Source organism: Desulfotignum phosphitoxidans DSM 13687, assembly GCF_000350545.1.
GTDB lineage: Bacteria > Desulfobacterota > Desulfobacteria > Desulfobacterales > Desulfobacteraceae > Desulfotignum > Desulfotignum phosphitoxidans.
Window position 1 is genome coordinate 83,946 of record NZ_APJX01000011.1, and the last position, 24,669, is coordinate 108,614.

General features: G+C 54.5%; 22 protein-coding genes. 13 read left to right on the forward strand and 9 right to left on the reverse strand.

Translation table 11 applies throughout. From position 1 onward, the window contains the following. Window positions 1–2: 2 nt before the first annotated feature. From DPO_RS19520 to DPO_RS19560, 9 genes are all read left to right on the forward strand, one after another. Window positions 3–2,441 (forward strand): multiheme c-type cytochrome, encoded by a 2,439-nt coding sequence (locus tag DPO_RS19520; protein ID WP_040012107.1) that lies wholly within the window; start codon window positions 3–5, stop codon window positions 2,439–2,441. Next, on the forward strand, window positions 2,434–2,838 hold the full coding sequence (locus DPO_RS19525; RefSeq protein ID WP_006968090.1) for a hypothetical protein: 405 nt from the start codon (window positions 2,434–2,436) through the stop codon (window positions 2,836–2,838). Before DPO_RS19520 ends, DPO_RS19525 begins: the two co-directional genes overlap by 8 nt. A gap of 66 nt (window positions 2,839–2,904) precedes the next feature. Then, window positions 2,905–3,162, forward strand: a complete 258-nt coding sequence (locus tag DPO_RS19530) for a glutaredoxin family protein (protein WP_006968091.1) — start codon at window positions 2,905–2,907, stop codon at window positions 3,160–3,162. A gap of 96 nt (window positions 3,163–3,258) precedes the next feature. Continuing rightward, a complete protein-coding gene (locus DPO_RS19535; RefSeq protein WP_006968092.1) occupies window positions 3,259–3,606 on the forward strand; it encodes a winged helix-turn-helix domain-containing protein in 348 nt (115 codons plus the stop codon). A 233-nt stretch (window positions 3,607–3,839) separates the two neighbouring features. Beyond that, entirely contained in the window at window positions 3,840–4,718 is an 879-nt protein-coding gene (locus tag DPO_RS19540; protein ID WP_006968093.1) for an FAD binding domain-containing protein, read from the forward strand. 24 nt (window positions 4,719–4,742) lie between these two features. Continuing rightward, window positions 4,743–5,201 carry a (2Fe-2S)-binding protein gene (locus tag DPO_RS19545; RefSeq protein WP_006968094.1) on the forward strand — a complete coding sequence of 153 codons (459 nt, stop codon included), beginning with the start codon at window positions 4,743–4,745 and terminating at the stop codon, window positions 5,199–5,201. A gap of 30 nt (window positions 5,202–5,231) precedes the next feature. Then, the gene (locus DPO_RS19550) at window positions 5,232–7,598 is read left to right on the forward strand and encodes a xanthine dehydrogenase family protein molybdopterin-binding subunit (protein WP_006968095.1); all 2,367 of its coding nucleotides are present in this window, start codon (window positions 5,232–5,234) and stop codon (window positions 7,596–7,598) included. 10 nt (window positions 7,599–7,608) lie between these two features. Beyond that, window positions 7,609–8,715: a DVU_1551 family NTP transferase gene (locus tag DPO_RS19555; RefSeq protein WP_006968096.1), complete on the forward strand. Its 1,107-nt coding sequence runs from the start codon at window positions 7,609–7,611 to the stop codon at window positions 8,713–8,715. After that, the gene (locus tag DPO_RS19560) at window positions 8,705–9,361 is read left to right on the forward strand and encodes a histidine phosphatase family protein (protein WP_040012108.1); all 657 of its coding nucleotides are present in this window, start codon (window positions 8,705–8,707) and stop codon (window positions 9,359–9,361) included. Before DPO_RS19555 ends, DPO_RS19560 begins: the two co-directional genes overlap by 11 nt. On the opposite strand, the gene DPO_RS19565 is transcribed toward DPO_RS19560, so the two are convergent. From DPO_RS19565 to DPO_RS24160, 3 genes are all read right to left on the reverse strand, one after another. Then, a complete protein-coding gene (locus tag DPO_RS19565; protein ID WP_040012126.1) occupies window positions 9,263–10,312 on the reverse strand; it encodes an XdhC family aldehyde oxidoreductase maturation factor in 1,050 nt (349 codons plus the stop codon). The two genes, DPO_RS19560 and DPO_RS19565, sit on opposite strands and share 99 nt — an antisense overlap. Before the next feature lie 2 nt (window positions 10,313–10,314). Next, a complete protein-coding gene (locus tag DPO_RS19570; protein WP_006968100.1) occupies window positions 10,315–11,358 on the reverse strand; it encodes a molybdopterin-binding protein in 1,044 nt (347 codons plus the stop codon). A gap of 107 nt (window positions 11,359–11,465) precedes the next feature. Further along, on the reverse strand, window positions 11,466–13,199 hold the full coding sequence (locus DPO_RS24160; RefSeq protein ID WP_006968101.1) for a PAS domain-containing sensor histidine kinase: 1,734 nt from the start codon (window positions 13,197–13,199) through the stop codon (window positions 11,466–11,468). Window positions 13,200–13,458: 259 nt separating this feature from the next. Here DPO_RS24160 and DPO_RS19580 point away from each other — a divergent pair, with 259 nt between their 5' ends. After that, window positions 13,459–14,895 carry a coniferyl aldehyde dehydrogenase gene (locus DPO_RS19580; protein ID WP_006968102.1) on the forward strand — a complete coding sequence of 479 codons (1,437 nt, stop codon included), beginning with the start codon at window positions 13,459–13,461 and terminating at the stop codon, window positions 14,893–14,895. An 86-nt stretch (window positions 14,896–14,981) separates the two neighbouring features. Here DPO_RS19580 and DPO_RS19585 read toward each other — a convergent pair whose 3' ends face one another. From DPO_RS19585 to DPO_RS19595, 3 genes are all read right to left on the reverse strand, one after another. After that, window positions 14,982–16,316, reverse strand: a complete 1,335-nt coding sequence (locus tag DPO_RS19585; RefSeq protein WP_006968107.1) for an ammonium transporter — start codon at window positions 16,314–16,316, stop codon at window positions 14,982–14,984. A gap of 42 nt (window positions 16,317–16,358) precedes the next feature. After that, window positions 16,359–16,697: a P-II family nitrogen regulator gene (locus tag DPO_RS19590; protein WP_006968109.1), complete on the reverse strand. Its 339-nt coding sequence runs from the start codon at window positions 16,695–16,697 to the stop codon at window positions 16,359–16,361. Between the two features lie 463 nt (window positions 16,698–17,160). Beyond that, window positions 17,161–17,589: a DVU_1555 family C-GCAxxG-C-C protein gene (locus DPO_RS19595; RefSeq protein ID WP_006968112.1), complete on the reverse strand. Its 429-nt coding sequence runs from the start codon at window positions 17,587–17,589 to the stop codon at window positions 17,161–17,163. Window positions 17,590–17,722: 133 nt separating this feature from the next. On the opposite strand from DPO_RS19595, the gene trsS reads away from it, so the two are divergent. Further along, the gene (gene trsS, locus DPO_RS19600) at window positions 17,723–19,219 is read left to right on the forward strand and encodes a radical SAM (seleno)protein TrsS (RefSeq protein ID WP_006968114.1); all 1,497 of its coding nucleotides are present in this window, start codon (window positions 17,723–17,725) and stop codon (window positions 19,217–19,219) included. Next, a complete protein-coding gene (locus DPO_RS19605; RefSeq protein ID WP_006968115.1) occupies window positions 19,216–20,463 on the forward strand; it encodes a DVU_1553 family AMP-dependent CoA ligase in 1,248 nt (415 codons plus the stop codon). Before trsS ends, DPO_RS19605 begins: the two co-directional genes overlap by 4 nt. 7 nt (window positions 20,464–20,470) lie before the next feature. Here DPO_RS19605 and trsM read toward each other — a convergent pair whose 3' ends face one another. Together trsM and DPO_RS24725 are read right to left on the reverse strand one after the other, a co-directional pair. Beyond that, window positions 20,471–21,175 (reverse strand): DVU_1556 family methyltransferase, encoded by a 705-nt coding sequence (trsM, locus tag DPO_RS19610; protein ID WP_006968119.1) that lies wholly within the window; start codon window positions 21,173–21,175, stop codon window positions 20,471–20,473. Beyond that, complete coding sequence (locus DPO_RS24725) at window positions 21,129–21,488, reverse strand: hypothetical protein (RefSeq protein ID WP_006968121.1); 360 nt, start codon at window positions 21,486–21,488, stop codon at window positions 21,129–21,131. The genes trsM and DPO_RS24725 overlap by 47 nt, the downstream gene beginning before the upstream one ends. A gap of 140 nt (window positions 21,489–21,628) precedes the next feature. Here DPO_RS24725 and DPO_RS19620 point away from each other — a divergent pair, with 140 nt between their 5' ends. Continuing rightward, window positions 21,629–22,984: an IS91 family transposase gene (locus DPO_RS19620; protein WP_006968122.1), complete on the forward strand. Its 1,356-nt coding sequence runs from the start codon at window positions 21,629–21,631 to the stop codon at window positions 22,982–22,984. A gap of 295 nt (window positions 22,985–23,279) precedes the next feature. Here DPO_RS19620 and DPO_RS19625 read toward each other — a convergent pair whose 3' ends face one another. After that, a complete protein-coding gene (locus tag DPO_RS19625; protein WP_006968123.1) occupies window positions 23,280–24,374 on the reverse strand; it encodes an exodeoxyribonuclease V subunit gamma in 1,095 nt (364 codons plus the stop codon). Between the last annotated feature and the right edge of the window lie 295 nt (window positions 24,375–24,669).

A 24,669-nucleotide genomic window follows, 5' to 3' on the forward strand; every position in this document is an offset into this window, starting at 1 on the left:
CGATGACTTCCATTTCTAACAAAAAATCGTTGCGCCGGACCGCCTGTCTGATTCTGATGCTGGGCGTCCTGGTTTTTGCACCGGCCGCATCCGCGGTCACGGATACCTGTCCGCCGTTTTATCTGCGGACCGATACCGGCGAGATCATCAACCCCATGACCGGGGAGAATGCAGACCAGCCCTTTTCCACCCGCCAGACCTGCGGGGCCTGCCACGATGTGGACACCATCTCCAAAGGCTACCATTTCATGATGGACTGGGACAAGGCCAGCGACACCCGGTTTGCCGGTACGGACACCCCCTGGCTGGTGTCCACGGGCCTGACCGGAAATCTCATCACCTACGGGTTTTTCCAGCTGGCCAAAAAGCACAACACCCATCCGGATCAGATCGATTTGAGCGCGTTTGATTTTGTCGCCCGGGTGCCGGAATCCAAAGGCGGATACCAGAAACCCGGGTGCGCCGGGTGCCATGCCGGCGGGGGCCTGCTGGAGTTTGACCGGGACGGGCAGCGCTATGACCGCCGCCTGGCCGACAATCCGGAACTGGCCGGGACCCTGGACGGGGATTATTACCAGAGCCGGTGGGACGAAACCGGGGTGATCGAGCCGGACTGCTTTTTCTGCCACGGCAGCCGGTACCATATCCAGAAGCGGATCACCCAGATCAAGTACCTGAACTTCAAATGGGCCGGGGTGGCCGCCGCAGGCATCGGCCAGGTGCACGGCCGGGTCAGTGACGGTGAGGTGCCCACGGTGGTTTACAACAAGCGGCTGTTCAATGAAGACGGCACCTTTTACCTGCCGGACATGGTGTTCCAGCCGGAGGCAAAAAACTGCCTGATCTGCCATGAATCCATCGAGCTGGGAAAACGGGGCAACTCCTGGGCAGATCCCCTGAACCCGGATGTCCATCACCTGGCCGGACTCACCTGTATCGACTGCCATACCGGGGACATCCGCCACAATTTCGCCAAGGGCAATGCCATGGACAACCAGGTGTCTCCGGAACTGAACAATTCCATGCGCTCCTGCCGGGACTGCCACACCCAAGGGTACAGAGGCGCCACCCGGATGCGGCATGACAGCATCCGCAAAGACCACCTGGACAAGCTGTCCTGCGAAGCCTGCCACATCCCGGAGCTTAACCGCACGGCCGGCGGCGCCATGTTCCTGAACACCGGGATGTTCGGCAAATACGGGCAGGGAGATACCCGCCGGTTCGGCACTCCTGATACCTGGAAACCCGCCTACATCATCCGGGCCAAAGACAAAGATGGGATCCCGAGGATCACCCCGGTGAACCCCATGCTCAATACGCTGTTCACCAACCTGGATGAGGACGGCATCTATTACCCGCTGTTTCTGTCCGAGGTGGAAACCGCTTATGACCTGTGCCAGGCACAGATGAGCGACCGGGAAATCCCGTATGATTTCCACCGCAAAGACGATATCAAGATCATGCTGGAAACCCTGGCCGACACTTTGGCCGGAAACCAGCGGTTTTCCAAGGTGAACCCGGTGTTTCACACGGGCGGCAACATATTCCTCCTGGCAGACCACCCGGCTGAGGGGACCGCACCGGCATCTGATACAACACCCGGCTCATCATCCGATTCCGGCCCGACATCACAAGACACCCGGCTGGTGGTCCAGGCGGACACCACCTGGGTCAGCCGGCTCCCTTATTATTCCATCAGCCACAATGTGGCCCCGGCAGATCAGGCTTTGGGCAGCGACGGGTGCACGGACTGCCATGCCAAAGATGCCCACCTGTTCAGCGGGCCTGTGGTGATCGATTATTTCGGGGATAATGGCCGGCCGGTGACCGTGTCCATGGCCCGGTTCATGGGGCTGCTGGAGTCTGTTGAACCCGTCAACCGCCTGTTTAGCCTGTTTCTGAAAACCGGCCCCTGGGTTTTGGGGGCCGGGGTGCTGCTGCTCCTGGCCACCGGAACCTGGCTGGTTTTTTTCAGTCCCTCCAGACCCCATGACACAGGCATGCCATATTTGAGCGCCGCGGGCATCTTTGTATTCATCTGCTTTCTCTTTGCCCACACCCTGCTGATCATGGACACCGGATTTTTACGGTCTTTGACACAGACCCTTGGGGCCATGGCACCGTGGCTGGGCCCGTTGTCGGCACTCATGGCAGCGGCCGGGTATTTTTATCTGATTCACACCCGGATCCGACACCAGTGGATTTCTGTTGGACTACACCTTTCCGGCGCCGGCACAGTGATCACGGGCATGCTTTTATGGATACGCGCGCCTTTTAACAGCAGTGCCTTGTTCCTGATTTCAGTGATCCATGGTATTTTTGCGGTTGCCACAGCCGGACTGTTGGTATATTTTCTTTTCAAAACTTTCGACAAAGGACCGGGACAGCCCCGGACAACCCAGGGCCATCAACACAACAACCAAAGAGACCGGCATGAGTGATAAAAAAAAGACCCGCCGCCCCCCGGAAACCCGGCTGGGAAAAACCGCTGACCGCCCCTACTGGATCTGGATGACGTCCATTTTCATCCGGGCCCTCCACCAGGTGGGGGCGGCCGTGTTTCTGGCCGTGTTTCTGCTCCCCGGGCGGCCGGACCTGCCCCGGATGTATCTGGTGCTGGTTGGTGTCACGGGTGTGCTGCTCATGACCACGGAAATGCTGCGCCACCGGCAGCTGCTCCGGGAACCGGCCGGTCTGGCCACCCTGGTCAAGCTGGTGCTCATGGCAATGGCGATTCACGGATGGCTTCCGGTAGCACCGGCCATGCTGGCCGCCTTTGTCCTGGCCGCGTTTTTTGCCCACGCACCCAAACATATCCGGCATTTGCGGTTATTCTGACCAGCATTGAAACCCGCCGGAAAAAAAGATATACTCCGCGCAAACAATAATTTTTACGAGGTTCACATGTTGACTGTTTATGCGGCCGCCTGGTGTCCGCACTGCACAAAGACCGTCGAATTTTTAAAAAAGCACGGCATTGCATTCACCTATATGGAGATCGAAGACCAGCCCGAAGACGTCATTGACAAAATCATCCAGGTCAACGGCGGGGACGACTGGGTCGTACCCACCCTGGCATACAACGGCAAATGGCGGGAAGGCCGGTTCTATAACGAACGGACCCTGCTTTCCGACCTCAAAGCCCTGGGCGTCCCCGTCTGATTGAGTGATTCGCAGCTTTCTGATGGAAGGCGCGCCTTTCTGTGATTTCAAATTCTTTCTTGACACCTGACCGGACAACGTATTATCACCCCTGACATGGGGAACACACATGAAAAACTGCGGATCAAGCTCTGGATCGAGTGTGAAACCGGGGATTCCATTTTCGGGGAAGGGCAGATGCGCATCCTGGAAACCATTCAGGAGCAGGGGTCCATCAATGCGGCGGCCAAAACCCTGAAAATGGGGTACCGATCCATGTGGGGACGATTGCGGAAAATGGAAAAACGGCTGGGAAAACCGCTGCTGGAACGCCACAAAGGCGGGGCCGAAGGGGGACATTCCGACCTGACACCCGAGGCGTTGGAAATGATTGACAAATTCAAGCGCCTGCGGCTGGAGATCGCGGAAGCATCTGAAACCATTTTCAGACAAATTTACCATTAAATGACTTTAGATGTTCACCATGGAAAACAAATGCCGTCCCTTTTGCCTGCCCCGGCCGCTTGGAAGCCGCCTCCCAGGCAGAACGTCTGAAACTCTTTAAATCCGCATCATTCGGTCAAAAGAGAAACCTGATTCTGTATTCTTCGTTATGTTTCTGTTGACATATGAAAATCCCAATGATAGACAGCATGGTGAAAGTGGCCTCATGTCTTTAAGATAAGGGAGAGAATGATATGCTGTTACCCAAGTTTGAATTCCATGAACCGGAATCCATTGAAAAGGCGCTGGTGCTGAAAAAGCAATTCAACTCCGGCGCCCGGTTTCTTGCCGGCGGCACCGACCTGCTGGTGTACCTGAAAAAAAAGATTGTATCCACCGATCATGTCATCAGCCTGCAGCGAATTGCCGGTCTGAGCGAAATCCAGGAGAATGATTCGGACCTGATCATCGGGGCCTGCACCACCATGGCCGCCATTTCCAGACACCCCGTTGTTCAGAAAAGATTTGGCGCATTGAAATCCGGGGCCGACAATATGGGCACCCATCTGATCCGAAACCGGGCCACCATCGGCGGGAACGTGTGCAATGCCAGCCCGGCCGGAGATACCCTGCCGGCGCTGCTGGTCTACGATGCCGTAGCCCTGGTCGAAAGTCCGGACGGAAAACGTGAAATTCCCCTGACCGATTTTTTCAAGGGGCCCGGCAAGACCGACCTGAAAAACGATGACATTCTCACCGGGTTCCGGCTGCCGTATCCGCCGGATCACAGTGGTGCCCACTATATTCAGCTGGGCAAACGCAAATCAGCGGAAATCAATGTGGTGAATGCCGCCGCATTCCTGACCTGTGATTCCGGTACCGGCAACATCCTGTCGGTTCGAATCGCCTTGGGATCCGTGGCCCCCACCCCGATCCGGGCACCGTTAGCCGAGGCCGCCCTCATGGGCAGCACCGCCGGGGATGACACGTTCAATGCCGCAGCCGAGATCGCCCGGTTCAAGGACTGTACCCCCATCGATGATTTCAGGGGCAGTGCCGCATACCGGCGGGCCATGGTGGGGGTTCTGACCAAACGTACTTTGGCTGCCGCCTTTGACCAGGCCCGGGCCTAACCCTTGACAGCACAGGAGATACCCATGAAAAAACTCATTCAGATGACCATCAATGACCGGGCCTATGAAGTGGCGGTGGAACCCAACAAAACCCTGGCAGACCTGATCCGCTACGACCTGGGCCTGACAGGCACCAAAAAAGGGTGTGACACCGGCGACTGCGGTGCCTGCACCGTGATCCTCAACGGTGATCCCGTCAATTCCTGCCTGGTGTTGGCCGTCCAGGCCGACAATGCCGTGATCGAGACCATCGAGGGGTTGAGCACGGATGACGGGCTCCATCCGCTGCAGCAAGCATTTGTGGAAAAAGGTGCGATCCAGTGTGGATTCTGCACCCCGGGCATGATTCTGTCCGCCAAAAACCTGCTGGACAAAAATCCGGCCCCCACGGAAGCAGAGATCCGGGAGGGGATTTCCGGGAATCTTTGCCGGTGCACCGGGTACCAGAAAATATTCGAAGCCATTGAATCCACCCGCTCATAAGCCAGTTTTCAGTTTTTTTAGGAGGAGACCATGAAATCATATGATGTAATCAGCACCCGGGCCAACCGGATCGATACGCCGGACAAGGCCACGGGCAAAGCCGTGTTCGTGGATGACATCACCCTGCCGGGCATGCTGTACGGGGCCCTGCTGCAAAGCCCCCACGCCCACGCGAAAATCCTGTCCATCGACACCTCGGAAGCGGAAAAACTGCCCGGTGTCAAGGCGGTGATCACGGCCAAGGAGGCCGGCCAGGTCAAGTACGGGGTCAGTCCGGCCCGGTATGATGAAACCGTGTTTGCCGTGGACCGGGTCCGGTATGTGGGGGACGAGATTGCCGCCGTGGCCGCCACCAGCCTGGATGTCGCCCTGGAGGCGGTTTCCCGGATCAAAGTGGAATACGAGGTCCTGCCTGCGGTGTTCACCGTGGAAGACGCGGTCAAGGACGGGGCTCCCCAGCTCCATGACGAGTTCAAGGGCAACCTGTGCGCCGAGGTGCACCAGGAGTTCGGCAACGTGGCCGAAGGTCTGGAAAACAGCGACATCGTCATCACCACGGAGATGAAAAGCAAGCGCCAGGACGGGGCGTTCATCGAAATGCAGGGATGCATCGCCGAATACGACAACCGCGGCGTGCTCACCCTGACCAGTTCCACCCAGGTCCCGCATTATGTGCAGCGCACCGTGGCCATGGTACTGGGCATGGATGTGGGCAAAGTCCGGGTAAAAAAACCCTATGTCGGGGCCGGGTTCGGCATCAAGGCCGCTGCCAACCCCATGGAACTGGCCTGCTGCATGCTGGCGAGAAAAACCAAAAAACCCGTGAAAATGAATTTCACCCGGGAACAGGTATTCATGTACGGCCGGGCCCGCCACCGGTTCCACCACACCATCACCACGGGCGCCAAAAAAGACGGCACCCTCATGGCGCTCAAACATGAATGCTGGCTGGACGGCGGGGCCTACACCAGTTTCGGCATTGCCACGGTCTATTACACCGGGTCGCTTCTGGGCGGCCCTTACAAACTGGCCAACATGAGCTATGACGGGTACCGGGTATACAACAACAAGCCGGCCTGCGGGGCACAGCGGGGCCACGGCGCCGTGATCGCCCGGGCCTCTTTCGAGCAGCAGCTGGACATGATCGCCGAAAAGATCGGCATGGATCCCCTGGAACTGCGGATCAAGAACATGATGGAAACCGGAGACACCACCTGCAACGACCTGAACATGAGTTCATTCGGCATGGCTGAATGCATCGAAGCGGTGAGAAACGGATCCGACTGGGACAAAAAGAAAGGCCACATGCCGCAGGGCAAAGGCATCGGCATGGCCTGCGGATTTTTTGTTTCCGGCGCAGGATATCCCATTTACCGGTCCGACACCTTTCACGGCACCGTGATCGTCAAGCTCACCGAGGACGGCGGCACGGCCCTGGTGTACACGGCATCGGCTGAAATCGGCCAGGGGTCTGACACCGCCTTTGCCATGATCGCGGCCGAAGCCCTGGGCATCCCCCTGGAAAATGTCCGGCTGGCTTCAGGCGACACGGACATGGGTGTGGACTTAGGGGCCTATTCCAGTCGCCAGACCCTGATGACCGGGCATGCCACCAAAGAGGCGGCGGAAAACGTCAGACGTCAGGTCCTGGAAGTGCTGGCAGAACAGCTGAACGTGGCCGTTGAAAAAATGGACATCCGGAACGGGTTCATCGAATTTGACGGGGACACCCCGGATTTTTCCACCCTCCGGACCCGGTATATCAAGGAACACCGGGGATGGACCGACAACCCGGATTCAGACAAACTCACCTTTAAGGAAGCCTCCCGCATCGCATTCCTGGAACGGGGCTCCATTGTGGGGACCGGCAAATACAAACCCCATTCCCTGGGCGGCAAGTTCAAGGGCGCGGCCGTGGGCACCTCCCCGGCCTACGGGTGTTCGGCCCAGGTGGCCGAGGTCACGGTGGACATGGACACCGGCCAGATCACCATCGACAAGATCACCGACGCCCATGACTGCGGCAAGGCCATCAACATGACTTCCGTGGAAGGCCAGATGGAAGGCTCCATCTCCATGGGCATCGGCGAAGCCATGCATGAAGAGGTGATCTTTGACAACCAGGGCCGGGTGCTCAACGATGATCTGGCGGAATACAAGATCGTCACCTCCATGGACATGCCCCGGGTCAAGACCATTGTGGTGGAAAGTGACGAGCCCAACGGGCCGTTCGGCGCCAAGGAGGTGGGGGAAGGGGCTATCATGCCCACCATCCCGGCCATCCTCAATGCAGTGTATGATGCCGCCGGGGTCCGGGTTTACGAACTGCCCCTGACACCGGAACGGGTATTCCACGCCATCCAGGAATACCGGGAACGCAACAAGGCCTCTGCCTGATCATGATGGCATGATGACATCCGGTATTTCAGCCGTGATCCTGGCAGCAGGCTTTTCCTCCCGGATGAAGGCCTTCAAACCCCTGCTGCCGGTGGGCGGCACACCCATGGTCAAACGGTGTATTGACCTGTTTTCGGGCAACGGCATCACCGATATTGTCGTGGTGACCGGGCATCTTCGGGAGCAGCTGGAACCGGTGGTCAGAGATGCCGGGGCCTGTCCGGTGTTTCATCCGGGGTTCGCTTCCGGCATGCTGGGCTCCATCCAGCAGGGGGTTGCGCACATCCGGTCCGGGCAGGCCGGGTTTTTTCTGCTTCCCACAGATATCCCGGCCATCCGTCCGACCACAGTCGCCCGGATGATCCAACAATTCCAGTCCGATCCCCTTCGGCTCCTCATGCCCTGTTTCAATGGCCTTACCGGGCATCCGCCCCTGTTGCCATGTGGCCTTAAAGAACGGATTCTGGCCCTGGCGGAACCATCCACCCTGCGGGACCTGATGGCCGAAGAAAAAGACCGGACAGGGACCCTGACAATGCATGACCGGGGGGTTCTGATGGATGCAGATGATCCTGCAGGATACCGGCGAGTGGTGCATAAGGTCCGGCATCTGGATATTCCGGACAGGGAAGAATGCCTGGCTATTGTCAACCAGGAACTGGCAGAGGACCATCCCATCCGGAATCATCTGGCACAGGTGGCCATGATTGCACTGAAACTGGTCCATGCCGTGGCCGATCCCGTAAACGTGGATCTGGTGATTGCCGCGGCCCTGCTCCATGATGTCAGGCGCATGGAAAAAAACCATGCAGCGGCTGGTGCCGCCCTGCTGCATGACCTGGGATTCCCCCGGGTGGCTGAAGTGGTAGAACAGCACATGAACATTGAACTGGATCTCCATGCTCCGGTCCAGGAAAAGGAACTGGTGTATTTTGCAGACAAACTGTGCACCCGGCACGGCGTTGACATCGATTATCACCACCGGTTCAGGCACCGCCTTGAAAAGAACCCCTGGGCCGCCACCAGCATCTGGAAACGGTATGAAAATACACGGCACATACAGGCCAGAATTGAAGCCTCCGCAGGTAAATCCATTACAAAAATACTTGCAGACTGACGGCTTTTTTTTTCTGCTTCGGCACGGGCAGATCGCCGGTTCCGGCACCCGGCGATTCATCGGCATCTCTGATGTGGACCTGGATGACACAGGCATTTCCCAGGCCGCGTATTGGCAGCATGCCTTTTCTCCTTTGAAAATCGATACCATCTACACCAGCTGCCTTTCCCGATGCCGGGATATGGCCCGACGGATTGCCGGGAACCGGAAGATCGTCAGCCACCCAGCATTGAATGAAATCAACCTGGGACAGTGGGAGGGGCGGCCGTTTGATGAAATTAAACGCCGGAATCCGGAAGGGTTCAAACAAAGGGGGGAACATCTGGACACATTCAGACCGCCGGACGGAGAAAGTTTTCACGATGTCCAGTGCCGGGCTGTCCCTTTTTTGACCCGATGCCTTGAAAAACCCGGCACACCATTATTTGTGACCCATGCCGGGGTGATCCGGGTGATTTTGTGCCATATTTCAGGCCTGGCAGTGAAAAATCTGTTCCAGTTCAATGTGTCCTATGGACAGTTGTTTGTGATTCAGACCTGCGGAAAATCACACGGGACCCCCTTGACGGATCTGGATGATCTGAGCCATGATGCTGACCCCGATTTCCGCCGGGGTCTGGGCCCCGATGGAAAGTCCCACAGGTGAATACACCGAGTTGAGCCGCTCTTTTGAGATCCCTTTTGCCATCAGATTGTCATAGATTCTGTCCCGTTTGGTCCGGGAACCGATCATGCCGATATAGGCCGGATCAGTGAAAAGCGCCTGCTCCAGAACGGTCTGATCGTGGAGATGGCCCCGGGTGAGAATCACGATATAGGAATGACTGTCCACATTCAATCCTTTGAATGCATCATCATAATCCCGTGCCACCCGGACCTGCCGGGCTTGGGGAAATCGGTTTTTGTTGGCAAACGCCTCCCGGTCATCCATCACCACGGTTGAAAATCCGGTCAGATGGGCCAGTTGAGCCAGAACAAACCCCACATGCCCGGCACCGAAAATAAACAGGGTATCTGCAGGCGGCATGGGCTGAATGATGAATTCTTCCAGATTTAAAGAATGAACGGTTGGAAATCTGCCGGAAAACCGGTCGTCACAAATATCTTCCAGCAGGGGCTTCGGGATAAGACAGGCCCCTGTCACCGTGCCGTCCGGAAGTACCAGGCTTTTTTGCACAGTGAATTCCCCCTGGCTGGGGCCGGACAGCTTAGATACCAAAACCCCTTTTTGCCCGGCCTGTTCCTGGGCCACCAGGGCCTGAAAAACTGAAATCAATTCGGGTCCGGGTACCAGGGTTTCCATGAGCACGGTCAGGCGGCCCCCGCAGACCATGTCCAGACTGCCCTTGAGTTCCTGATCCAGAAAAAAGGACTGGATTTGACATGTTTTTTCCCGGATAAGCGTCAGGCAGGCATCTTTGACTTTTGCTTCCACAAGTCCCCCGCCGATGGTGCCCAGAAGGGTGCCGTCCGGCATCACGACCATGCGGGAGCCTGAGGTTCTGGGTGTGGACCCCTGATGAGAAAGAATGGCGGCCAGGGCAAAAGGTGCCCCTTTTTCAAGACAGTCCAGTATCTGCTGATTCGACAGTTCCATGGTCAGTTCTTCCCAAAGCTGCACCGGGGATACCGGCATGTTTTACAGGATGAACAAAACCCGCCGTGTCCCATCTGAATAATATCGGTGCGGGTCACGGGTTCTCCGGCCAGCAGCCGGGGCACCACCAGATCGAAAATCGAGGCCCGGTAATACATGACGCATCCGGGCAGGCCGATCACGGGCACATCATCGATATAAGCCAGCATAAACATGGCACCGGGCAGTACCGGGGCCCCATAGAACATCACGTCACCTCCGGCGTTTCGAATGGCCGCCGGGGTGAGGTCGTCGGGATCCACGGACATGCCGCCGGTGACAGCGATAAATCCGGCCCCGTCATCCACGAACTGCCGGATAGCGGCCACAGTCATGTCCATGTCGTCGGAAACGATTTTTTTGCCCATGATCCGGGAACCCAGTTCTTCAAACTTTTTCTGGACCACCGGCCCGAACCCGTCGTTGATCCGGCCGGAAAACACTTCCGATCCCGTGACCACCAGTCCCACATCCACCCCGGCAAAAGGGCGGATATCAATGATTGGGAAAAATTTTTTACATACGTCTTCCGCTGCCATGACATGGGTTTCATCAATGGATAACGGGATCACCCGGGTGCCGGCCAGTTCCTGACCCTCTGTGACGGTCTGGTGGGTATGCAGGGTGGAACAGATCACTTCGGGAACACTGTTGAGCTGTGTCAGACCCGCCACATCGATTTTCAACAGACCGGAAATACCCGCAGTAAATCCCACTTTGCCCTCTTTGGGATCGGAAAGCCGGATGTTTTTTCCGGCAGCAGCCCGGGCGATTCGTTGCGCTGCATCGTTTTCGTGGATTTCACCGTTGAGACAGGCCACATACACATGCTGTTTGCCCAGATCCAGCAACTGGTCCACATCTGCCTCGGTAATGACATGACCTTTTCTGAAGGCCGGTCCCTTGAACAGATCCGGAACGATGCGGGTGATGTCGTGGAGCAGTATTTTTCCCACAGCCTCTTCGACGGGTAGCGACTGAGCCCGGTCTTTTTCATAATATTTCACAAACGCTTCTCCTCTTATATCGACCGCCCCAAGGCGATTTCCTTTGTTTTTTTTTCAAACACTCACTTTCACAGGCAGTCATACGGATGTTATTTCCTTTTCATTGACTAATCCCGATCTCCGGCAGCGGGCAAATCAATATTAAACCGCGTGAACTCGCCAGCCCGGGTTTCAATCCCAATCTTTCCGTGGTGATCGTGCACGACGTTGTGCACAATCCACATGCCAAGCCCTGTCCCCTTTCCTTCGGGCTTGGTTGTAAAAAACGGCTCAAATATCTGTGCCCGGACATCCTCAGGGATCCCCGGGCCTTTGTCTTCTACCATCAGGCGTACGAATTTTTTGCCGGGACCGTCCACAGTTTCCCCCGCAATCAGTATGCGTTTGTTTTCATCGCCGTTCGGATATTTGGTGTTGAGTGCGTCCCGTGCATTTGTCACCAGGTTCATGACCACTTGCTGAATCTGCTGCCGCCGGCAGCGAACGGGCGGCAGATCTTTGCTGATACGCCGATTCAACTCAATATTGTCATGCCGAATCACCGTCCGGACAAGCGATATGGTTGACTCCACCACATCATGAAGGGAAAATGATTCTAAGGGCATATCCTCGTCTGCACGGGCGTAACCGAGTAAATCCTTGATCAAAATGTGGACCCGCTCGGTTTGTTTCTGAATCTCCGAGCAGTATTCCCGGATTTCCGGGCTTTGGTTCTCAGCATCAGCGATGAGTTCTGAATAAGCGGAAATCCCCATGATGGGGTTGTTGATTTCGTGTGCAATGCCGCCGGCAAAAGTCCCGATGGCCTGAAGTTTCATGGACTGCCGGAGTTTCACCTCCAGTGCGCGTCTTTGGCGGATGTCACGGGTGGTTCCCTGGATCGCCACGGGCGTTGCATTGTTTCCGAAGATAACCCTTGCATGAATTTCTGTAAGGACCCAAGACCCGTCTTTGTGAAACAAACTGTTTTCAAAAATAATACCCTTGCCCTGCGGCCCTTTTGAGATCTCGTCGTTTATGACCCGTTCCAGTTTCTTCAGTTCTTTTTGCCCGACAAATTCTTTCAGGTGCCTGCCGACAAATTCAGATGGCATGTACCCAGTCACCTGCTCAATGGCAGGATTCACATAGGTGAAGACAAGATCCAGGTTCATCTCCCATATGATGTCCAGGGTGTTTTCTGCCAGAAGCCGGTACTGTTCCTCACTTTTGCGTAACGCGTGTTCAGCCTTTTTCTGGGACGTCAGGTCACGAATGATGCTGACGACGCCGGCATGCCAGCCCAGATCCTTATGCAGTGCCACAACCGTGATTTCAACGGGGACCGCATGTCCGTCTTTGTGTTTGAGCCGGTATTCACAGCGGAAAATACGTTCTTTTTGCAGAACAGTTTCGCTGGTTGTGCCAAATGATTCAAAGGCGGCCTCATCCTCGTGGATCAACGCGGTTGGTTTTCCCACCAGTTCCTCTGCTGAGTATCCCAGCATCGATTTCACAGCGGAATTGCAATCGACAATTGACCGCTTTGGGGGCCCTACCAGAATCACAGCTTCACCCAGATTGGCCATGACAGTTTTAAGAAGACGCTCGGTTTTGTTGGCCTGACCGATTCGGGCCTCAAGGGCAACCCGGGCAAACGCACGCCGGCTCAACCAGAAAACAAAGATGGTGGCTGCAGTGACAAACAGCAACCCTTTGACGGTCTGGGCCAAGGTTTGTGAAAAATCCGCCGGCAGAAACAGATCCAGGGCCATATCTGTGACAACAATCCAAATGATGCTGAAAACAAAAAACAGGACTGTCACCCGCAAAGCGGTTTTATTTTTTTGCTCACCATTCATGTGTGCCCCCATTCTCTACCATAAACAATCTTGAAAAATGCCTGATCAAAACATGTCACCAGCCAAGCATCATTATTTACGATAACGATCATATCAACCTTTCATAGCCATGGAGAGATTCCAATGTCAACCCAAAACAAAAAATGTCTTATAAATGAGGTTCAGGGAAAAGCTTAAAAATACTGTACATCTGATGCCAAAGTGTCATACAAAAGCAGATGCGCATTGGAAACAAACCGATTTTGGAAAGGAAATTACCATGACCCAACCGATGCCATCGACAACGGAAGCGGATGCCGAGGCGTTGAGAATTTTCAATCTTCAGTCCCGGGCCTGCCTGGAACAACCGGAGATTCCCTTGAAACAACGGCTGGGGCTCCTCAAAACCATTGAAGGCATTTTGATTGAAAACGACCAGGCCATCTGCGAAGCCATCTGCGCGGATTTCGGGAACCGGTCGTTTCACGAAACCCGGATACTGGAAATCACGCCCAGTATCCTGGGACTGCGGTATACCCGCAGAAAACTGAAAAAATGGATAAAGCCCCAGCGCCGGCATGGGTCCATGATCTTTGTCGGCGGCCGAAACCGGGTCATCCCCCAGGCCAAGGGGGTTTTGGGCATCATCACCCCCTGGAACTATCCGCTGTTTCTGGCCGTCAGCCCCATGACCAGTGCCCTGGCCGCCGGCAACCGGATCATGGTGAAACAGGCAGCCAATTCCCGGCATCTGTGCCGCCTGCTTCATGACAGATTCTCCCGGAAAATCGACCCGGCGTTTGTCTGTTTTCATCCCGGAGTGTCTGCCGGCACCTTTTCCGGATTGCCTTTCAACCACCTGGTGTTTACCGGGTCGCCCCGGACGGGAAAAACCGTCATGAAAACCGTAGCCGACAACCTGGTGCCAGTCACCCTGGAGCTGGGGGGCAAATCCCCCGTGATTCTGGCCGATGATTTCGACATGACCAAAGCGGTGAAACGGATTCTGTTCGCCAAACTCATGAACGCCGGACAGACCTGCATTGCCCCGGATTACATCTTTGTCCCGGAAAACATAATAGACCGGTTCATTCAAACGGCCCGTAAGGTGGCCCGGCAGCTTTATCCGGATATCGCCTCCTCCGACTACACGGCCATCATCGACTCTCCGGCCTTTGACCGGCTCATGGACACGATCGCGGACGTCCGGGAAAAAGGCGGCCGGGTGATCCCTCTGCTTACCGGACCGGACACCATTTTGGAACATAAAAAAATATCGCCCGTGATCGTGACCGGGACCACCCCGGCCATGCAGATCATGCAGGAGGAAATCTTCGGCCCGATTCTGCCGGTGATTCCCTATACCTCTTTGAAAACCGTGATCAAATATATCAATGACCGGCCCCGGCCCCTGGCCCTGTACGTTTTCACCCGGGACCGGCGCCTGTCAGATACCGTGATCGCACACACCCGGTCCGGCGGGGTGACCGTCAATGACTGTGCCCTGCACGTGGCCCAGCACGATCTGCCGTTTGGCGGCATCGGCAACAGCGGCACGGGACAATACCACGGATTCGAAGGGTTCCTGGAATTTTCCAAGCTGCGGCCCGTGTTTCACCAGGCCCCGTTGTCATCCACCGCGGCCCTGACCCCGCCTTATGGCATTTTTGCTGACAGGATCTTTCAGGCCATAAAAAAATTTCCCTGGATCTCCTGATGAGGATATCTATCACAAACCCGGCCCGGTAAAACAAACCGTCAGTTTCGTTACCGGGCCGGGCGGTAAATGATTCAATCAGTCCATCAAATCGCACTTTTGATTTCAAAGTCCGCATAGGCTGCCATGCCGTGTTCACCCACATCCAGGCCGCCCATTTCTTCTTCTTCATCCACCCGGATACCCAGTGTCTTTTTCAAAATATAGAAAATTGCCAGGGCTGAAAAAAAGCAGGGAACCGCATAGGCAACCACGCCAACAATCTGTGTCAGAAAAGAGTGGTCCGAACTGAACAGCCCCACAGCCAGTGTGCCCCAGATACCGCAGACCAGATGAACGGAAAGCGCACCCACAGGATCATCGATTTTTATCCGGTCGATGCCCATGACTGAAACCACTACCAGGAGACCTGCGATAAATCCGATGACAATCGAACTCATCACACTGACCACATCTGCACCGGCCGTAATCCCTACCAGGCCGGCCAAAGCCCCATTCAGTGCCATGGAAAGATCCGGTTTTTTCTGTAAAATCCAGGAAAGGAAAATAGCCCCCATGATACCAGCCGCCGCTGCCAGGGAAGTTGTTACAAAAACGAAAGAAACGGCCGCAGGATCGGCTGACAGCACAGACCCGCCATTAAAACCGAACCATCCCAGCCACAGCAGAAAAACCCCAATGGCAGCCAGCGGCATGCTGTGACCCATGATGGGTTTGATTTTATTGCCGGCATATTTTCCCAGGCGGGGTCCAAGAACCAGCACACCCGCCAGGGCGGCCCAGCCCCCCACCGAATGAACCAGAGTGGAACCGGCAAAATCATAAAATCCCATGGCGTCCAGCCAGCCGCCGCCCCACTTCCAGCTGCCCACCCAGGGATAGATCAATGCCACATAAACCGTGGAAAAAATCAGAAAGCTGTGAAGTTTGATCCGTTCTGCCACGGCTCCGGAAACAATCGTTGCCGCCGTGGCAGCAAACATGGCCTGAAAAATAAAATCGGTCCAGTAGGTGTAAATTCCAACCCCATCATCACCGGCGATCATCATATTCTCCGGGCTCACACCGATGCCAAACCCGGAAAATCCGAAGAATCCTGAAATTGAAAAATCGCCGGGATACATCAGATTAAAGCCCATGGCCGCATAGGTGAGCAGACCAATGGCGATAATGGCGGTATTTTTAAACAAAATGTTGACGGTATTTTTTGCCCGGGTCAGCCCGGCTTCCAGGCTTGCAAACCCAAGATGCATTATAAATACCAGAAAAGTGGCCACCAGCATCCAGGTATTGTTTGCCACATAGGTTGCGGCAGCGCCTGTGATTTCCGCCGCACCATCCGCCGCCAGGGCAGCCGCCGGAAGGGTTGACATGGTAATGGTCAGGGGTAGTATTCTTTTGTGTAAGCTTCGTGATTTCATTTTAACCTCTTTCTTGTTTATTCATGAAATAAATCACTTTTGTTAAATTGCTGCTTCCCCGGTTTCTCCGGTGCGGATTCGACAGACTTCATTCAATGGCAGAACAAATATTTTGCCATCACCGATATTTCCGGTTTTAACGCTCTGGATGATTGATTTGACCACCGTATCAACCAGTGCTTCGTTGACAATAATTTCAACCTTTACCTTGGGAACGAAATCAACCTGGTATTCTGCCCCCCGGTACACCTCTTTATGTCCTTTTTGACGTCCGAATCCCTTTACTTCGGAAATCGTCATTCCCTGCACACCGATCTTTGCCATGGCTTCTTTCAGCGCCTCCAGCTTAAACGGTTTGATGACAGCTTCAATCTTTTTCATTGGGTTTGTTCCTTTACAATTATTGATGCCTTTGGATAACGCCACATGTGATCTAAAGACTGCACTGTTTGCAAGTCAGGTGCCATTTGGAAAAATATATTAATAACCTATTGATATTAATATATTTTTTTCTGAAAGGAAAAAGATTGTGTACGAAATAATTACATTATTGTTCTATAATTGACATACAATAATGTAATAAATAATTTTTATTTGATAATTTTGTATGGTTTTAAATCTTGTAGCAAAGTCTGTCCATTTCTGCATATCAGTTCACAAACAAGGACCAATTTGTGTATTTCTGTATATTCAAGAAATATCGTCGTTTTTTGAATCTGGACGATAAAATAATCTCGCCGTTTTAACCATGAAGTGATTGAAAAGAAAATGTGCTTTGAGAACCCGGGAGACATATGCGGTCACCGGCAAAAAAACAAACGCTATCTACCCTGGGTGTCCTGATTCAGTTGCGGTGCGGGGGGTCTGCCGGGTCAAACCCGTTTTCCACCAGAATGGCCATAAGGCTGTCATAAGCTGTTTTCAACAGCCGGCCACAGGTTTCCGGATCCGGGGCCGGGTAATAATCCCCGACAATGTCGACGCATGCGATTCCCCCGCATGCCCTTGTCTGTTCGCTGAAAAACGAGGCAAAGGCTTCCTGCATAGGAATCAGCCGGTCCTGGTCCCCCGCTGACATCATGGCCAGAATCCCCATGCCGCCGGTGAGAATGCCGCAGGGCCCCTGTTCCATGCCCGCGCCCATGCACAGACCTCCGCTGAAATCGACAAGCAAAGGATTCTGTTCCCCCCACATATCGAGCACCATGATCACCATGATCTGGGTGCAGCAGTATCCCTGATGTTTCAGCTTCAAGAACTGGATATCATCCATGATGGATCTCCTGGGCCTGTTATCATAATTTTTTGTTATTTATGGTTATTATAATTCACATAATAATTTAAATGTGCAAAGATCATAAAAATCTTCAAATTATTACAACAATTATGATAGAAGTCTATCAGATATGCAAGATCAGGATACCAATAAAATCCACCAAATCAAAATGACCAGAGGGTCCAGCGGACACATCATCCGCCGCACCTTTTCGGTCTGCCCGGTCTGCCTGAAGCGGATCCCGGCCTGCCATGTCCGAAAGGCGGATGCGGTTTTTATGGAAAAAGAGTGCCCGGAACATGGATTTTTCTCCACCCCGGTCTGGCGCAATCATATTCCCATCACAGAGTGGATCGGGGATGTACCGGAAATCCGGGACGGGGAAAACCTGAACTGCCCCCATGGCTGCGGCCTTTGCCCGGACCATCAGCGGGAAACCTGCTGCGTGCTTTTGGAGGTCACCGGGCAATGCAACCTGCACTGCCGTTTCTGCTTTGCCGATGCAGCCCCGGCACCGGACCCGACATTGAAAACTGTCAAGGCATGGCTGGACCAGCTGGCCGTTCCCGGCAAAACCCTGGTGCAGCTGTCCGGCGGAGAGCCCACGGTGAGAAACGATCTGCCGGAAATCATCCGCCATGCCAGGCAGGCCGGGTGTGCCCATGTACAGCTGAACACCAACGGCATCCGGCTGGGGCAGGACAAAGCATATGCCGGATCGCTGGCAGAGGCCGGACTGTCTTTTGTCTTTCTCCAGTTCGATGGAATGGATGACGAAGTTTATAGGACACTTCGGGGAAAACCGCTCCTGGACATCAAAAAAAAAGCCATCACAAATTGCGGAGAATGCGGCATCGGGGTGACCCTGGTGCCCACCCTGGTGCCGGAGGTCAATGTCCACCAGATCGGGGCCATCATCGATTACGGCATCTCCCTGTCCCCATGGGTGAGAGGGGTCCATTTCCAGCCGGTCAGTTTTTTCGGCCGGATCCCCCAGATGCCCTCAGACCGGATGCGCCTGACCATTGACCAGCTCATGGCGGAGATCGAAACCCAGACAGGCGGCCGGATTGCCAAACAGCACCTGCTCAGCTCCCGGTTCAACCACCCGTTGTGCAAGTTCCACGGGGATTTCGTGATCCTGCCGGACAGCATCATGCCCCTGTCCCATCCCCGGGACCGGTCCGGGCAGTGCTGCGACTCCCCTGTCACCGTGGATCAGAACCGGGCATTTATCACCCGACGGTGGAAACGCCCGGAACCGGATCTGCTGTCACCGGCCGGTTGGGCCCCTTCCAGGTGCTGCCCATCTTCCGGGCACGATGCCCCCTCCAGCTGCTGCAACCCCGAGGCTCTGACCCCATCCCGTGAAGGACAGTTTCCTGACATGCCGGCTCAAACCTCGTTTCCCATGAACCCGCCCCCGGACTCCCTGGACCTGGATTATTTCATGAACCGGGTCAGAACCCATGGGTTCACCCTCACCTCCATGGCGTTCCAGGATGCAGGGAACCTGGACCTGGAACGGCTCCGGCTCTGCAGCCTGCACGTGTTTGACAACGGCCGGTTCGTCCCGTTCTGCGCCTATTACCTGTCGGGCTGGCAACCAAAGGAAGAATCCTCATGATTTCCCCCATCCCGTCCTGGACAGCCCAAAGAACCAGCCTCGGTGCCCGGCTGTCCCCAGACACCCTGGAGAAATGGCAGCTGGCACGGTTCCGCCAGGTACTCCGATATGCCCGGAAAAAAAGCCGGTTTTACCGGGACCACCTGGCCCATGTGGACCCTGGGGCCGTCACCCGCCGGGAAGATTTGACTGGCATCCCCTTCACGGTTCCCAAAGACATTGTCGAGCAGGGCACCCGGATGGTATGCATCTCGGCAGGAGAGATCTCCAGGATCACCACCCTGCTCACCTCCGGGAGCCAGGGTCCCCCCAAACGGATCTGTTTCACCCGGAACGACCTTGACCGGACCATTGATTTTTTCGCCTGCGGCATGTCCACCCTGGTCACCCCGAAAGACCGGGTGATGATCTGTATGTCCAGCGGGACCCCGGACAGTATCGGGGACCTGCTGCAACAAGGCCTGGCCCTTATCGGGGTGTCCTCGCTGATCTACGGCAATATCAGGGATCCGGACCAGGCCGCCGGCCGGGCCGGGGAATTTGACTGTCTGGTGGGTCTGCCCGCGGAAATGCTTTACCTGGCCCGGACCGCCCCCGGTCTCCGGCCGGCCACGGTGCTGCTCAGTGCCGACTATGTGCCGGACAGCATCATCCAGGTCCTGGAATCCACCTGGCAGTGCCGGGTGTTCACCCATTACGGCATGACGGAAACCGGTTACGGCGGCGGAGTCCAGTGCGGGGCCCGGCAGGCGTATCACCTGCGGGATGCCGATCTTATGGTGGAAATCGTGGACCCGGATACCGGCACCCCCCTGCCCCCGGAGCGAACCGGGGAGGTAGTCCTGACCACGCTCCAGAATGAGGCCATGCCCCTGATCCGCTACCGCACCGGGGATCTGGCAAAGATGGCGGCAGGCCCCTGCCCCTGCGGTTCATCTCTGCACCGTCTGGACAAGGTATCGGGCCGGCTGTCCAACTCCGTCCGGCTGGACGGCCAACACTGCCTGAACCTCGCGCAGCTGGATGAAGCGCTTTACGCGGTCCCGGGCCTCAGGGGGTACCGGGCGGCTGTCCATCCCCCCCGCCAGGTTCACCTGATCCTCGACATGGGCGGAAAAGAAGCATTGCCTGAACTGCCGGAGGAATTGAAGCAAACTCTCTCTATCCCCGTGGAGATCACCATCCGGTACACATCCCTGCCGCCCTGTACACCCAACGGGAAACGGTTGCTGACCCTGGGTTGATACCCGGTCAATGATATTTTGTCGCAACGAACAGGCCGTACCCCAGTTTCAGACTTCCGGTACGGCACATGTGTGTCAGGCGCCCGCAGCCGGCCGCGCCGGGCAGAGCATCCCAGAAACGGTCCAGACTGCCGTATTCAAACACGATCTGGCCGGCCAGCTGTTTGAGAAACCGCGTGTGGTCCTCCATCAGGGTGATGGTGAACCCTGCGCTTTCCAGGATCCGGATCAGGTCAATGATCCCCATGGCCCCCTCCATGCAGGAGGTGAACGGACCCTCTCCCTGGTACTGCCTGACCGCGGAAAGATATTTTTCCGGTATATACAGATCCGAAAGCACCAGATGGCCGTCGGGCCGAAGGATACGGTAAAATTCTCCCAGGCAGCTGGATTTCTCCTGAACCAGGGAAAACACGCATTCGCAGAAAATGCCTTTGAACGTGTCTTCCTCAAACGGCAGCCCCGGTATCCGGGCCTGGACCAGTTCCGGAAACACGGAAGACGGCCGTCCGGTACCGTGCCGCCTGTTCCTGTCAACGGCCCGGTCAATGCTGATATCAATGCCCACCACCCGGATGCCGAATTCATCTGACAGATACCGGCCGGTGACCCCATACCCGCATCCGGCGTCCAGAACCCGGTCCCCGGCCGCAAACCCGCAGAAATCAAAGGCCCTGTCCGTCAGGTGCAGGCCCCCCCCCGGCCCGGGCATCGGCAGGGGATCCGGGAATAAAGGAGCAATCCTCGTCCACAGTCATCCGGTGGCTCCAGGTGTTCAGCTGATCCGGCATCTCGTGGTCATAGCCTTCAAAATGGGGGACCTCTTCGATGAGGGTGCGGTATGCATTCGGGGCGGTGGCAAACTTAGAATTGCCCACGCCCTGGTCACACCTTCCACCAAGCGATCCGGAATCTGTTCGGCAATGGTAATGACGGCCGCATCGAATCCGGCATGGTCGATGGACAGCCGAAACGATGTTACAGACCAGGTCCCAAACCGCATCGGGATGTGGGTAGTTTTCCATTTCTTTTTTTATGCTTTTTTTTGTTTAATTTATACAACAAATGTTGTAATTTTTAAACAAATGGCTGTTGTTTTCATCCTGCATTATTCTGACCATCACTCTGGCCGGCCGTAAAACAGATTAATTGTATTGATTTAATAATGGCCCAAATTGACAATCATCATTTTGATATTTACCAACCGCGTAATCCTAAGGCAAGCGCATATTACAAGTGTGTCGAAAATCATTTTGAAGAGCTGGAAAGGGCCTGGGATGACATGTACGCATCCCGGTATGGATTCTGGCGCACCTACGTCATGACGGTGATTTACAAATATCTCGACTGTGGAGATCTCCATATAGGATTTGCCAGGGTCCGTTGTGAAGAATGCGGACACGAGTATTTGCTGGCATTTTCCTGCAAACGCAGGCAATTCTGCCCGTCTTGCCATCAGAAACGGGTGATTGAATATGGCGAATGGCTGTTAACGGAGGTGCTGAAAGATGTCCCCCATCGGCAGTGGGTTTTCAGTATCCCCAAACGGCTGCGGATCTATTTTCTTTATGACAGGAAGCTGTTGGCTAAATTGTCGATCTGTGCCTGGAAAGTGATGAATACATACTTGAAATCTGTCGTTTCCGATGAAACCGGCGTACCTGGTGCCAGTATCGCGGTACAAACTTACGGGGATTTTTTGAATTTCAATCCGCATCTGCATGCTATCACCACTGATGGCTGTTTTCTTAATGACGGCAGTTTCAAGGCGGCACCAGGTTTTATACTGGAGGATCTGGAAAAGATTTTCCAATATGAGGTGCTGAAAATGCTCAAGAAGGAGGGAAAAATTAATGATGCCGTCATTGAGAATATGCTTTCATGGCGCCATAGTGGTTTCCATGTTTATATCGGTGATAGAATAACACCGTCAGATACAACCGGTCTTGGCAACCTGGCCCGTTACATTATCCGGGCCTGCTTTTCACAGGAGAGAATGGTTTATGTTCCAGTTGAAGACTTAGCAGATGGTATTGCCAAAGTTGTTTATATATCCAAAGACGGGAAGTCCAGGAAAGTTTTTACAGCACTGGACTGGTTGGCCAGACTGACGACTCATATTCCGGGGCGGTATGAACAGACGGTAAGGTACTATGGTTGGTATTCGAACAAATCCCGCGGGATGCGGAAAAAGGCCGGCACGGATGATACCATCCCTGCTGTTATGCCCAATGATATATCCTCCAAAGAATCCCGGCGGAACTGGGCACGGCTGATCCGGAAAATTTATGAGGTCGATCCGCTTGTGTGCCCCAAATGCCATGGTGAAATGAAAATCATCAGCTTTATCGAAGAATTTGATGTCATTGAAAAGATATTGCGCCATCTCGATCTTTGGGACATCCACAACCATGACCCGCCACAGAAGGTTTTCGATTACATTCTTGATCTGGTCTGCGCGTGGTCTTCAGGCTATGATGAGGCAGACTCCCGGATTCCGGAATTTGAGCACTGGTATTGATTTTTTTGAAATTGGGTTGAGGGATTACGGTGAGTTATGCTCAAAATCCGATTTATTCTGAATTTATTCTGAACATTTTTCAAAATTTTGTCAGGAATTTCAAAATATTTCTTTCTTGTTTTTTTTGATCTTGATTTTTGTCTTGACATAAACTGACCACCCCTGATACAAGCACAACATGTTGTGCTTGTATCAGGGGTGCAATAATATTTTTAACTGAAGGGATTTTTGATACTTTCTTTGGCAAAAAGCAAGTTCTTATCCTTTTATACTTTCTTTGGCAAAAAGCAAGTTCTTATCCTTTTGATACTTTCTTTGGCAAAAAGCAAGTTCTTATCCTTCTTAAATCCGCAAACAGATCGATCTGGGAAAAAGCTGTTTCATACTTTTCCGGTTCATCATACCCGTAAAGCATGCCGATATAATCCCTGCCCTGTTTTCCCCAGGCCGCAAGCAGGGGATTGGCATGCTGGTGAAGCAGCTCTGGATCCAGGGGCTCTGGCATGGTGGCCTTTGCCTTGTGCCGGGCGTGCTCGATGCGCAAAAGCTCCCGGTCTTCAATGATGTCGGCCCAGAAATGCCGGCAGGGATTGTGAACGAATAACAACACCTGGCACAAAGAGGACACTGCATGCAAGGTTTCCAGCACCTGCCGGGGCAGAGATGAAATACCGAACACAATGACCCGGGGAGGCAGTTCGTTGGGCCGGGGCCCGTTGAATGTTCCGGCTTTTTCCAGAAATCTGTGGTGAAGATCTGACCGGCCTATGGTTCTGTATTCTTCCGGGACATCAGCCTTAATCCTGCGCCAGAGTTCAGCCTGCCATTGCTGTTCTTCCCCCAGGGGGACCGGCTGTCCTGCGACCCTGGCCAGCCGGTCCACACCCTGTGCCCAGTCGCCAAGCCAATCAGCCCGGTACACCTGGTACTGGTCGTAAAGATCAGCCAGATGGACAGCCAACTGGCTGCGTTTGCGCTGGTCTTTATCATGTTCAAGGAACCGGTTCAAAGGATCAAAAATGGATTCTGTACAAAGCCCGGGCAAGAGCCTGAAAATCCGCCACATCAGCCGTTCTTTGTCATAGGGTGATTCTTCAGGAATGATGTCGCTGCCCAGAACAGCCCGATAGGCACTCCAGACATAACGCCCCGGCAGCTGCATTTCTATTCCTGCGCTGATGCCGCACCCGTCATCGGCGGCCAGGGCCAGCTTGAGCCATTGGGCCATGCCGTTACTCTGGACAATGAATTGTTCGGTTTCCAGCACCTGCAGGGGATGGGTCTTGATCCAGCGTACGGCCACCTGCCTTAAATCTTCCAGATGGTTGGAATGTATAATGGAAAGGCCCGGGGAAAGTTCCTGCCCGGTGTTTTGATTTTGGGTATCCATCGATTTTCCTAAAATTATGATCGCCTGAAAGGATAATTTTAAGGCATACCCTATAAACAAACCGGTTTTATGTCAACCGATGAAAAAGCATAACATGGGAGCCGATACGATCGGACCTGGTGTGATCACCGGTCTGCGGGACAGGATCGATTTCAGGGTCCGGAAGGTCCGCTCAACTTCCACGAATTATTTTGTATAATCTGCACACCCGCAGAGGGAAAAAATCTACTGCATAGCTTTTATAAATTACAAACGCATTTATCATTGAATTTAACAATTTGAAAAATGCTCCAAA

Bases quoted from the DNA above. Each gene is read 5' to 3' on its own strand.
- DPO_RS19520 (WP_040012107.1), top strand. From the start codon at position 3: ATGACTTCCATTTCTAACAAAAAATCGTTGCGCCGGACCGCCTGTCTG.
- DPO_RS19525 (WP_006968090.1), top strand. From the start codon at position 2,434: ATGAGTGATAAAAAAAAGACCCGCCGCCCCCCGGAAACCCGGCTGGGA.
- DPO_RS19530 (WP_006968091.1), top strand. From the start codon at position 2,905: ATGTTGACTGTTTATGCGGCCGCCTGGTGTCCGCACTGCACAAAGACC.
- DPO_RS19535 (WP_006968092.1), top strand. From the start codon at position 3,259: ATGGGGAACACACATGAAAAACTGCGGATCAAGCTCTGGATCGAGTGT.
- DPO_RS19540 (WP_006968093.1), top strand. From the start codon at position 3,840: ATGCTGTTACCCAAGTTTGAATTCCATGAACCGGAATCCATTGAAAAG.
- DPO_RS19545 (WP_006968094.1), top strand. From the start codon at position 4,743: ATGAAAAAACTCATTCAGATGACCATCAATGACCGGGCCTATGAAGTG.
- DPO_RS19550 (WP_006968095.1), top strand. From the start codon at position 5,232: ATGAAATCATATGATGTAATCAGCACCCGGGCCAACCGGATCGATACG.
- DPO_RS19555 (WP_006968096.1), top strand. From the start codon at position 7,609: ATGATGACATCCGGTATTTCAGCCGTGATCCTGGCAGCAGGCTTTTCC.
- DPO_RS19565 (WP_040012126.1), bottom strand. From the start codon at position 10,312: ATGGAACTGTCGAATCAGCAGATACTGGACTGTCTTGAAAAAGGGGCA.
- DPO_RS24160 (WP_006968101.1), bottom strand. From the start codon at position 13,199: ATGAATGGTGAGCAAAAAAATAAAACCGCTTTGCGGGTGACAGTCCTG.
- DPO_RS19580 (WP_006968102.1), top strand. From the start codon at position 13,459: ATGACCCAACCGATGCCATCGACAACGGAAGCGGATGCCGAGGCGTTG.
- DPO_RS19585 (WP_006968107.1), bottom strand. From the start codon at position 16,316: ATGAAATCACGAAGCTTACACAAAAGAATACTACCCCTGACCATTACC.
- DPO_RS19590 (WP_006968109.1), bottom strand. From the start codon at position 16,697: ATGAAAAAGATTGAAGCTGTCATCAAACCGTTTAAGCTGGAGGCGCTG.
- DPO_RS19595 (WP_006968112.1), bottom strand. From the start codon at position 17,589: ATGGATGATATCCAGTTCTTGAAGCTGAAACATCAGGGATACTGCTGC.
- trsS (WP_006968114.1), top strand. From the start codon at position 17,723: ATGCAAGATCAGGATACCAATAAAATCCACCAAATCAAAATGACCAGA.
- DPO_RS19605 (WP_006968115.1), top strand. From the start codon at position 19,216: ATGATTTCCCCCATCCCGTCCTGGACAGCCCAAAGAACCAGCCTCGGT.
- trsM (WP_006968119.1), bottom strand. From the start codon at position 21,175: ATGCCCGGGCCGGGGGGGGGCCTGCACCTGACGGACAGGGCCTTTGAT.
- DPO_RS24725 (WP_006968121.1), bottom strand. From the start codon at position 21,488: ATGGAAAACTACCCACATCCCGATGCGGTTTGGGACCTGGTCTGTAAC.
- DPO_RS19620 (WP_006968122.1), top strand. From the start codon at position 21,629: ATGGCCCAAATTGACAATCATCATTTTGATATTTACCAACCGCGTAAT.
- DPO_RS19625 (WP_006968123.1), bottom strand. From the start codon at position 24,374: ATGGATACCCAAAATCAAAACACCGGGCAGGAACTTTCCCCGGGCCTT.